This window comes from Streptomyces sp. NPDC040410, from assembly GCF_055595715.1.
Window position 1 is genome coordinate 20,372 of record NZ_JBVIVK010000006.1, and the last position, 9,681, is coordinate 30,052.

The window sequence follows — 9,681 nt, forward strand, 5'->3', positions numbered from 1 at the left end:
GATCACCGTCCGAGAAGGTACCGATGCCCTCCTACTCCTTCGTCCTGAACGGAAAGCCGGTCACCGTCGAGGCCCCTGCAGACATGCCGCTGCTGTGGGTACTGCGCGACCTGCTGAACGTCACCGGCCCCAAGTACGGCTGCGGTGTGGGAGTCTGCCGCGCCTGCACCAGCCACCTCGACGGCGCGGAGGTCCAGCCCTGCGTCGTCCCGGTCGCGGACTGCGCGGACCGCAAGGTCACCACGATCGAGGGCCTGGCCGACGGCGACACCCTCCACCCCGTGCAGCAGGCCTGGCTGGACTGCGACGTCGCCCAGTGCGGCTTCTGCCAGCCGGGCCAGATCATGGCCGCGGCGGCCCTCCTGGAACGGACCTCGCGGCCGACAGACGCAGACATCGACCGCATCGAGAACGTGTGCCGCTGCGGCACGTACTCCCGCATCCGCGAGGCGATCAAGAAGGCCTCGGCGAAGGACTGACGGCCGCCGGGTCCTCGCACGGGTCCCGGGCCGTCTGACAGGACCCGGGTCGTCGGAAGGGTCCCGGGTCCTCGGACGCGCCCCGGGCTGTCTCCGTACAGGTCAGCGCGCCGTGCCGGGCAGGCGGGCCCGCTGTTGAGCCGTACGACGAGTTCCACGGGAACCCGCGACTCGGCCTGCGGCGCCTCCTCCGGGCCGTCGAGCCGGTTCAGCGGCAGCCGCAGGGACCGGGTGCCGATCTCGGCGAGGTCGGTGCGCACTGCGGTGAACGGGGGAGCCGGTGCGCGGCTTCGGGGACGTCGTCGTAGCCGGCGACACCTCGCCGGGCACGGAGCGGCCGGCCTCGTGCAGGGCCGCGATGCGCTCGCCGGGCTTGGACGTTCCGTCCAGTGATTGGACGTGTAGTCTGGATGTCCTGGTCGAGGCAAGGAGGAGCGGTGGAGGTCAGGATGGAGCCGGACGCGGAACGGGACGCGATCATCGCCGCGCTGGCCCCGGTCGTCGACGGGATCGCCGCGACGTTCGGGCCGGTGTGCGAGGTGGTCCTGCACGACTACCGGCGGCCGGAGGAGTCGGTCGTGGCCCTCGCCGGCTCGGTGACCGGGCGTGCGGTGGGCGGGGCGATGAGCGAGATCGGCATGCGGATCGTCGCACGGGGCGACGAGGCGGGTGACGATCTCAACTACGTCACCCGCACTGAGACCGGAAAGCTGCTCAAGTCGTCCACGATGGTCCTGCGGGACTCGACGGGCGCGGTGTTCGGCGCCCTCTGCGTCAACCTCGACGTCACCGCGGTCACCGAGGCCCACACCCTGCTCGGCGCGCTGGCCGGGCTCGCGCGTGACGCGGGCGAGCCACCGGTGACCACCTTCGGCAACGACATCGACTCCGTCGTCGACGCCATCCTCGACGCCCACCAGCTCCGGCAGAACCTGACCTGGGCAACACTCGACCGCACGCGGCGCCTCGACCTCTTCCGCAGCCTGGACGAGCACGGCGTGTTCGCCGTCCGCCGCGCGGTCGAGCAGGTCGCGGCCCGGCTCGGCATCTCCCGTGCCTCCGCCTACAGCTACCTCGCGCAGGCCCGCAACGAGACCGCCCCGACCGCCCCGACTTCCGATGGAGGACACTCGTGACGACCACCACCCCACCGGTCACCCTCGACGACGTCCGTGAGGCCGCCGCCCGGATCAAAGGCGTGGCCCACCGCACTCCGGTCCTGCGCTCGCGCACCCTCGACGCCCTCGTGGGTGCCGAAGTCCACCTCAAGTGTGAGAACTTCCAGCGCGTGGGGGCCTTCAAGTTCCGCGGTGCCTACAACGCGGCCTCCTGCCTGACACCCGAGCAGCTGGCCCGGGGCATCGCCGCCTACTCGTCCGGGAACCACGCCCAGGCCGTCGCCCTGGCCGCCCGCGAGCTCGGCACCACCGCCGTGATCGTCATGCCCGAGGACGCCCCGCGCTCCAAGCGGGACGCCACCGTCGGCTACGGCGCCGAGATCGTCACGTACGACCGCTACACCGAGGACCGCGAGGCCATCGGCCAGGCCCTGGCCGCCGACCGGGGTCTCGCGCTCATCCCGCCCTACGAACACCCGCACGTCATGGCCGGGCAGGGCACGGCGGCCCTCGAACTCCTCGAAGATGCAGGGGAGTTGGACGCCCTTCTCACCCCGGTCGGCGGCGGTGGGCTGATCGCCGGCAGCGCAACGGCCGCGAAGGGGCTGTACCCGCGGATCCGGGTGATCGGTGTCGAGCCGGAGGCGGGGGACGACACCAAGCGGTCACTGGAGGCCGGGCGGCGCGTCAGTATCCCGGTGCCCCACACCATCGCCGACGGGCAGGCCCTGCACACCCCCGGAGAGCTGACCTTCTCCGTGAACCGGCGGCTGGTCGACGGCATCGCCCTGGTCTCCGACGACGAGATCAGGGACGCGATGCGGTTCGCGTTCGAACGGCTGAAGATCGTCGTGGAACCGAGCGGGGCCACCCCGCTGGCCGCCCTGCTCGCCGGCCGTGCGGGCCGCCTCCCGGGGCGGATCGGCGTGATCATCTCGGGTGGAAACATCGACGCCGAACGCTTCGCACGGCTCTGCGGAACCGGGAACGACGGGGACTGACACGGCCCCGTCACCCGAATGGCAGTCCCGGCCGGGCGGGCGGACGATGGTGTGGTGGGGTCCGGCCCGCCTGCGCCGCGCACGGCGGCCGGGAGACGAGACCGGCCCCGGCCGTACTGAGCACGGCCGGAAGGGAGAGTCGTCATGTTTGAGGTCAAGACGCTCGACAAGCCGGACGAGCGCCGCGATTTCCCCCGGGGCCACCTCGAAGCAGTCCACATGAGCGGACTGGACTTCGCCGTGGGCACCTTCGAACCCGGCTGGCGCTGGTCCGAGTCGGTAGCGCCGATCGCGGGGACCAAGAGCTGCGAGATCCACCACAACGGCTATGTCGTGGAGGGGCGCATGCGCATCCGCATGGACGACGGCGGCGAGGGCGAAGTGGGCCCGGGCGACGTCTTCGTGATCCCGCCCGGGCACGACGCCTGGGTCGTCGGCGACGAGCCATGCGTGGTGTACGACTTCCAGGGATCCATGGCGAAGGACTACGCGAAGGCGGACAAGGGCTAGCCGCCGGCGCCGGTCACCCGCGGCGGGGAGCGCGAGGGCCGTTCGTCTCACACCGTGACGACGACCTTCGCGCGCGCGTGCTCCACCTCCACGTAACGGATGGCCTCGGGCGCCTGGCTGAGGGGATATGTGCGTTCGACGACCGGGCTGAGCTTGCCGGACTCGACGAGCTCCCGCAGCGCCGCGAGGTTCTGCTTGCTCTGGTGCGCCGCGAGTTCGAGCAGTTGCTCGCGGACGAAGGGGGACAGCAGTTTCCGCTTGAAGAAGAGAGCCATCGGGCCGATGAGGCTGCCGCCCTCGTACACACCACCGCCGGACAGCACGAGTTTTCCGCGCGGGGTGACCGTGCGCCGGAACTCCCCCAGTGAGCGGTTGCCCACGAGGTCGAGCACGACGTCGTACCGCCGCCCGCCGAGGGTGAAGTCCTCCCGGGTGTAGTCGATGACGTGGTCCGCGCCGAGTGAGCGGACCAGGTCCACGTTCCGGGTGCTGCACACGCCGGTCACCTCGGCGCCGTACGCCTTGGCGATCTGCACGGCGAAGGTTCCCACACCGCCCGACGCCCCGTTCACCAGGACCGTCTGGCCCGGCTCCACCCGGGCCACGTCGCGCAGGCCGATCAGGGCGGTGTTGCCCGCCAGCGGTATCGCGGCCGCCTGCTCGAAGGTGAGGCCGGCCGGCTTGCGGTCCACCATCGAGTCGGGTGCGCAGACGAACTCGGCGAACGTTCCGTCGACCTCGCCGAACACCTCGTCACCGGGCCCGAGTTCCTTGACCCCGCTGCCGACCGCTTCCACCACACCGGCGAAGTCCCGGCCCCGGATCGGCGCCTTCGGCCGGCGCAGTCCCATGATCGCGCGGGCGATCTTCGGGTCGCCGTGCATGAAGTGCCAGTCGTACGCGTTGACCGAGGCGGCACGCACCCGCACCAGCACCTCGCCGGCCGCGGGCACCGGCTGGTCGACCTCTCTGACCTCCAACTCGTCAGCCGAGCCGTATCTGTCCTGGACCACTGCCTTCATGGGCTCCTCCTCCGATACCCGGAGCGTAGGGAAGCGGCGGCGGAGGCACATCAGGGACAGGCCCTACCCCTCTTTTGCGCACATCAGGGACAAGCCCTACGCCTGAAGGATGACGGTGGGACGAGCGGGCGCGGCCGTCCACGCCCGAGAGCGTGGCGGCCCAGGCTCTCGACGGCTTCGAGACCCGCGGCTTCGAGGCACTGGCCGACGACCTGACCCGCCAGGTCGAGGCAGGCCCGGCCACGCTGGCTCCGCAGCTCGCGGCCCAGAGGTGCTCCCAGGGCCCGTAAGAAGCCTGTGTCACACCGGCAGCAGGCGGGTGACCAGCGCGCCGAGCTGTCGTGCGGTGCGGCACTCGTGCATGTCGACCAGGGCGGCGTAGTCCGGTGCGGCGGAATCGCCCGTGCCCCACTGGGAACGCTGCTCGGGGTTCAGCCAGTAGAGGCGGCGGGCCCGTTCGGCGATCCGCCGCAGGGCCGGCAGGTTCGGGTCGCTCATGTTCGTGCGGGCGTCACCGAGAACGAACACGGTGGTGCGCGGGCCGACCGCGTCCTCGTAGCGCTCCGCGAACTCGCCCAGCGCGACACCGTAGTCGCTGCTGCCGTGCCAGCCCGTGAGCGTGGCCTCCGCCCGGATGCGGGCCGCGAGCCCCTCCGCGTCGGCCGCCCCGTGCACGAGCAGCCCGGTCACCTCGTCGATCCGGTTGACGAAGGCGAACACCCGCACCTTGCTGAACTGGTCGTGCAACGCCTGCACCAGCAGCATCGTGAAGTCCGAGAAGCCGGACACGGAGCCCGACACGTCGCAGAGCAGCACCAGTTCGGGCCGGGCGGGACGGCGTCTGCGCAGCACGGGCCGCATCGGCACGCCGCCCGTCGACAGCGAACCGCGCAGGGTGCGCCGCAGATCGATGCTGCCGCGGGTGGCCCGGCGGCGGCGGGCGGCCAGCCGCGTGGCGAGCTTCCGCGCCAGTGGCTGAACCGTCCTGCGCAGTTCGGCCAGTTGGGCCTTGCCCGCGAACAGGAACTCGACCCGGTCGGCGGTGGGGGCCACCGCCCGCCGGGCGATCTCGTCCCGGCCGCGCCGCTCGGCGACCCGGCGCCGCGCCTCCGCCGCCACCAGCCGCCGGAACACCTCGATGCGCCGCCGGATCTCGTCGTCCAGCAGCCGGTCCGCGAAACCCGAACCGCCGCTCTCGGCCCGGACGTCGTCACGGACCCGTGCCAGCAGCGTCTGCGGGCGCAGCCGGTCCAGCGTCTGGTACGACGACCAGCCGTCCGACGCCGGCGAGGCACCGTATCCCCCGAAACCGTCGACGGCCTCGACGGCCAACCGGGTCATCAGGGCTTCGTCGCCCGCGGCGAGCGCGGCCGCGAGGCGCCCGCGAAGGTCCTCGCGATCCGCGGACTCGCCCTCCGGCGCGCCGACGCCCCGCGGGAAGTACAGGTCGAAGACCGGGTCGAACACCTGCCGCTGCGCGGTGCCGTGCAGCAGCGTCGCGGCCAGCCCCTCGCGCAGCAGCTCGCGGTCGGCCAGCCCCAGCGCCGCCACCGCCTGTGCCGCGTCCACGGTCTCGCCGGTGCCGATCCGGACGCCGTGCGCGCGCAGAGCCGCGACGAGACCGGTCAGCCGGTCCGCGACACCGCCCGCCGCGGGCGCGGTCACACGGCGTCCAGGTCGAGCTTGGCGGCCGCCTTGAGGACGTCGTCCTGATGCTTGAGCAGGACGCCCAGAGTGTCGCGTACGACGGTCTCGTCGAGCGTGCCGGCGCCGAGCGCGAGCAGTGTGCGCGCCCAGTCGATGGTCTCGGCGACCGACGGCACCTTCCGCAGGTCCATCGCGCGCAGCGCCCCGACCACGCGGACCACCGATTCGGCCAGCGCCTCGTCCAGACCGGGCACCTTCAGCCGTACGATCCGGCGCTCCAGCTCCTCGTCCGGGAAGCCGATGTGGAGGAAGAGGCAGCGGCGGCGCAGGGCCTCGGACAGCTCGCGGCTCGCGTTAGAGGTGAGGACGACGAAGGGGCGGCGGGTCGCGGTGATCGTGCCCAGCTCGGGAACCGTGACCTGGAAGTCGCTGAGCACTTCCAGGAGCAGGCCCTCCACCTCGACGTCCGCCTTGTCGGTCTCGTCGATCAGCAGCACCTTGGGGTCGTCGCCGCGGATGGCGGTCAGCAGCGGGCGGGTGAGCAGGAACTCCTCGCTGAAGATGTCCGTGCGGGTCTCGTCCCAGGTCTCGTCGCGGCCCGCGCTGATGCGCAGGAGCTGTTTGGCGTGGTTCCACTCGTACAGCGCCCGGGACTCGTCGACGCCTTCGTAGCACTGCAGTCGTACCAGCCGGGCCTCCGCGACCTCGGCGACGGCTTTGGCGAGTTCCGTCTTGCCGACCCCGGCCGGGCCCTCCACCAGGAGCGGCTTGCCGAGGCGGTCGGCGAGGAAGACGGTCGTGGCGACCGCGGGCGAGGCGAGGTAGCCGGTGGCGGCGAGCCGCGCGGAGACGTCGTCGACGGATGTGAACAACGGGGGCCTCCAGCTCGACGGCGATACCAGGTGACCTATCTAAGCGCTTGTTCAGCTCCTGTGTCACGTAAAAATCTGGTGGCCGATTGATGCTGGTCTGACGTTCGTCTGCAAGGCCGAAGCCGTCACCGCCGGAACACCGCGGCGACACAACTCGTCCTGCCCGGAGCGGGGGCGGCCTTCGTCGGATCCCTCTCCATCTACTGGAACCCGTGACGGACCAGCGGGGGACTGTCAGTGGTGCCCTGTACTTTTCCGGCCATGGGGATCTATCTGGTCAGTGTCGGTGCGCAGGAGTGGCTCGGTGACGGCGAGGAAGAGGGGGACGAAGAGGAGGACGGCTGGCCGGGCAAGGTCGCCACGGCGCTCAACGAGGAGTTGAGACGGCGCGGTCTGCCGCCGTACGAGTCCGTCCCCGAAGAGGCCGAGTCCGTGCGCGGCTCGGGGCTGTCCTTCGAGGAGAAGCTGGTCCCGCCCATGGACGGCTTCGCCGCACTCTGCCGGGCCCGTCTGTCACGGGAGGAAGAGGAGGTCCTCTGCGGCTGGACCGTGCTGGTGCCGTTGTCGCTCGACGAGCGGATCCGGCTGCCCGTCGCCGCCTCCTGCACGGACGAGACGACAGTCGCGGGCGCGCCCCAGGTGCTGGCCATCGCGGAACGGCTGGCGGCCGCGGTCGAGTTGCCGGCCGAGGTGCCGCAGGCGTGCGACAACCTCGCCCTGACCAGGTGGTTCCTGGACGGTGCGGCAAAGGAAGCGGCCGCTGCCCGGCCCGGGCCGTGGAGCCAGGACCTGGACTCGGCCTTCTACGTGGCGCTGTATCTGCGTGCCGCCCAGCACGTGCTGCGGCGCGGCTGCCCGATCGTCTACGGCTGACGGTCCGGGCCGGCGCGGGTCACCCAGGTCCGTGCACCAGCACCACCTCCAGGGTGCGCGGACCGTGCACCCCCTCGACCCGGTCCAGTTCGATGTCGCTGGTCGCCGACGGGCCGGAGATCCAGGTCAACGGGCGGGCCGGGTCGAGGCGTTCGAGGGCCTGCGGGACGGAGGAGACGACCTGGTCCGGGACCCGTACGACACAGATGTGGTGATCCGGGACGAGGGTGATGCGGCGGCGGCCCTGGTCGGGGGAGCCGTCCAGCACGATGGTGCCGGTCTCGGCGACGGCCACGGCGCAGCCCGTGACCACACTGTCGACCTCGTCCAGTTCGTGCGGCGTACTCACGGCACGGTCGTGGACTCGGGTGGCATCGGCGGCCGACATCCATTCCGGCGGGAGGCCCGGGGGCACGAGCACGTACCGGCAACCCCGCTCGGCGAGCAGCCGCATGACGAGGCGGGGGAGCTCTTCCGGGTCCGTGCGATGCACGATGGCCCGGTAGTCCGCCAGATTCTCGGCCAGCAGATCGACCGTCTGCTCGACACTCCGCTCACCGTGCTCCCGCACATAGTTGCGCTCGATCGCCTGCTCGTACGGCATGCCGTCCTGCGTTGCGTCCGCGAGCGCGCGCCGCACCCGGCCCAGGATCCGCTCCCTGCTGCTCACTTGGCCGCGTCCCTTCCTCCGTGCGTGCGCTGCCACCAGTCGCGGAAGGGCTCCGCGGGCACCGGCGGCAGGTCCCGCGTCCCGCTCCAGGCCCGCCCGGGACCGGGCAGCGTACGCGGATGGAAGCGGCGGGTGCGGGAGGCGAGCCGCTGTCCGGCGCGCAGCGCGCCCGGGTGCGTGAACGCCCAGCGCGCCGCCCTCATGGCCGCCCGCTCGGCGGCGTGCCCCTTGGCCGGCTGGAGCACCACCTTGTTGCCCTCCCGTGTCACCCGGCCGCCCTCGACGACCCGTTCCCGCAGGTGCACCAGCACCTCGGGGATGTCGATGGCGACCGGGCACACCTCGTAGCAGGCGCCGCACAGCGACGAGGCGTACGGCAGTGAGGCGTCGATCGCGCTCCCGGTGCCCCGGAGCTGGGGGCTGAGGATGGCGCCGATCGGGCCCGGGTAGACCGAGCCGTACGCGTGGCCGCCGGCCCGCTCGTACACCGGGCAGACGTTGAGACACGCCGAGCAGCGGATGCAGCGCAGGGCCTGACGGCCGACCTCGTCGGCGAGAGCGTCGGTGCGGCCGTTGTCGAGCAGCACCAGGTGGAAGGTCTGCGGGCCGTCCTCGTCGGTGGTGCCGGTCCACATGGAGGTGTACGGGTTCATGCGCTCGGCGGTGGAGGAGCGGGGGAGCGTCTGGAGGAACACCTCCAGGTCCCGCCAGGTCGGCAGGATCTTCTCGATGCCGACGACCGAGATCAGCGTCTCGGGCAGGGTCAGGCACATCCGTCCGTTGCCCTCGGACTCGACGACGACGAGCGTGCCCGTCTCGGCGACCATGAAGTTGGCGCCGGAGATGCCGACCTTGGCGCGCAGGAACTTCTCCCGCAGGTGCAGCCGTGCCGCCTCCGCGAGTTCAGCGGGTGCGTCGGTGAGGCCCTCGGGCGCCGGCCGGCCCCATGCGCTCATCTCGGCGCGGAAGATGTCGCGGATCTCGCCGCGGTTGCGGTGGATCGCCGGGACCAGGATGTGCGAGGGCCGGTCCTTGCCCAACTGCACGATGAGCTCGGCGAGATCGGTCTCGTAGGCGCGGATGCCCTCCGCTTCGAGCGCCTCGTTGAGACCGATCTCCTGCGTGGCCATCGACTTGACCTTGACGACCTCGCTCTCGCCCGTGGCCTTGACGAGGCCGGCCACGATCCGGTTGGCCTCGTCGGCGTCGGCGGCCCAGTGGACGGTGCCGCCCGCCGCCGTGACGGACTCCTCCAACCGCACGAGGTAGCGGTCGAGATGACGGAGCGTATGGTCCTTGATCCGCTTCCCGGCGTCCCGCAGCGCCGCCCAGTCGGACACCTCCGCCACGGCCTTCGCCCGCTTGGCGCGGATGGTGTGGGTGGCGTGCCGCAGGTTGCCGCGCAGGGTCTGGTCGTGCACGGCGTCGTGCGCGGCCTTCGGGAAGGCCGGGTGGGCGGGCGGGGGAAACGCGGGCATGCCGACGAACG

The 9,681-nt window shown here is 71.8% G+C and carries 11 protein-coding genes; 6 read left to right on the forward strand and 5 right to left on the reverse strand.

Going from position 1 to position 9,681, the window contains the following annotated elements; translation table 11 throughout:
* Positions 1-23 precede the first annotated feature (23 nt).
* From ACZ562_RS14385 to ACZ562_RS14400, 4 genes are all read left to right on the forward strand, one after another.
* Positions 24-479, forward strand: coding sequence for a (2Fe-2S)-binding protein (locus tag ACZ562_RS14385; RefSeq protein WP_471177947.1), 456 nt, complete (start codon positions 24-26; stop codon positions 477-479).
* Between the two features lie 449 nt (positions 480-928).
* Entirely contained in the window at positions 929-1,615 is a 687-nt protein-coding gene (locus tag ACZ562_RS14390; protein ID WP_471178790.1) for a helix-turn-helix transcriptional regulator, read from the forward strand.
* A complete protein-coding gene (locus ACZ562_RS14395; protein ID WP_471177950.1) occupies positions 1,612-2,598 on the forward strand; it encodes a threo-3-hydroxy-L-aspartate ammonia-lyase in 987 nt (328 codons plus the stop codon). The genes ACZ562_RS14390 and ACZ562_RS14395 overlap by 4 nt, the downstream gene beginning before the upstream one ends.
* Positions 2,599-2,742: 144 nt before the next feature.
* Entirely contained in the window at positions 2,743-3,108 is a 366-nt protein-coding gene (locus tag ACZ562_RS14400) for a cupin domain-containing protein (RefSeq protein ID WP_471177952.1), read from the forward strand.
* A 47-nt stretch (positions 3,109-3,155) separates the two neighbouring features.
* Here the strand turns inward: ACZ562_RS14400 and ACZ562_RS14405 are convergent, their stop codons facing one another.
* Positions 3,156-4,130 (reverse strand): NAD(P)-dependent alcohol dehydrogenase, encoded by a 975-nt coding sequence (locus tag ACZ562_RS14405; protein ID WP_471177954.1) that lies wholly within the window; start codon positions 4,128-4,130, stop codon positions 3,156-3,158.
* 152 nt (positions 4,131-4,282) lie between these two features.
* Here ACZ562_RS14405 and ACZ562_RS14410 point away from each other — a divergent pair, with 152 nt between their 5' ends.
* Positions 4,283-4,420: a hypothetical protein gene (locus ACZ562_RS14410; RefSeq protein WP_471177957.1), complete on the forward strand. Its 138-nt coding sequence runs from the start codon at positions 4,283-4,285 to the stop codon at positions 4,418-4,420.
* A gap of 10 nt (positions 4,421-4,430) precedes the next feature.
* Here ACZ562_RS14410 and ACZ562_RS14415 read toward each other — a convergent pair whose 3' ends face one another.
* Together ACZ562_RS14415 and ACZ562_RS14420 are read right to left on the reverse strand one after the other, a co-directional pair.
* Positions 4,431-5,795 carry a vWA domain-containing protein gene (locus ACZ562_RS14415; RefSeq protein ID WP_471177958.1) on the reverse strand — a complete coding sequence of 455 codons (1,365 nt, stop codon included), beginning with the start codon at positions 5,793-5,795 and terminating at the stop codon, positions 4,431-4,433.
* Positions 5,792-6,649, reverse strand: coding sequence for an AAA family ATPase (locus ACZ562_RS14420; protein WP_471177960.1), 858 nt, complete (start codon positions 6,647-6,649; stop codon positions 5,792-5,794). Before ACZ562_RS14420 ends, ACZ562_RS14415 begins: the two co-directional genes overlap by 4 nt.
* Before the next feature lie 261 nt (positions 6,650-6,910).
* Here ACZ562_RS14420 and ACZ562_RS14425 point away from each other — a divergent pair, with 261 nt between their 5' ends.
* Complete coding sequence (locus tag ACZ562_RS14425) at positions 6,911-7,522, forward strand: hypothetical protein (protein WP_471177963.1); 612 nt, start codon at positions 6,911-6,913, stop codon at positions 7,520-7,522.
* 19 nt (positions 7,523-7,541) lie between these two features.
* Here the strand turns inward: ACZ562_RS14425 and ACZ562_RS14430 are convergent, their stop codons facing one another.
* Both ACZ562_RS14430 and ACZ562_RS14435 read right to left on the reverse strand, forming a co-directional pair.
* Complete coding sequence (locus ACZ562_RS14430) at positions 7,542-8,192, reverse strand: LutC/YkgG family protein (RefSeq protein ID WP_471177966.1); 651 nt, start codon at positions 8,190-8,192, stop codon at positions 7,542-7,544.
* Positions 8,189-9,670 (reverse strand): LutB/LldF family L-lactate oxidation iron-sulfur protein, encoded by a 1,482-nt coding sequence (locus ACZ562_RS14435; RefSeq protein ID WP_471178792.1) that lies wholly within the window; start codon positions 9,668-9,670, stop codon positions 8,189-8,191. Before ACZ562_RS14435 ends, ACZ562_RS14430 begins: the two co-directional genes overlap by 4 nt.
* Between the last annotated feature and the right edge of the window lie 11 nt (positions 9,671-9,681).

Bases quoted from the DNA above. Each gene is read 5' to 3' on its own strand.
- ACZ562_RS14400 (WP_471177952.1), top strand. From the start codon at position 2,743: ATGTTTGAGGTCAAGACGCTCGACAAGCCGGACGAGCGCCGCGATTTC.
- ACZ562_RS14385 (WP_471177947.1), top strand. From the start codon at position 24: ATGCCCTCCTACTCCTTCGTCCTGAACGGAAAGCCGGTCACCGTCGAG.
- ACZ562_RS14425 (WP_471177963.1), top strand. From the start codon at position 6,911: ATGGGGATCTATCTGGTCAGTGTCGGTGCGCAGGAGTGGCTCGGTGAC.
- ACZ562_RS14405 (WP_471177954.1), bottom strand. From the start codon at position 4,130: ATGAAGGCAGTGGTCCAGGACAGATACGGCTCGGCTGACGAGTTGGAG.
- ACZ562_RS14390 (WP_471178790.1), top strand. From the start codon at position 929: ATGGAGCCGGACGCGGAACGGGACGCGATCATCGCCGCGCTGGCCCCG.
- ACZ562_RS14435 (WP_471178792.1), bottom strand. From the start codon at position 9,670: ATGCCCGCGTTTCCCCCGCCCGCCCACCCGGCCTTCCCGAAGGCCGCG.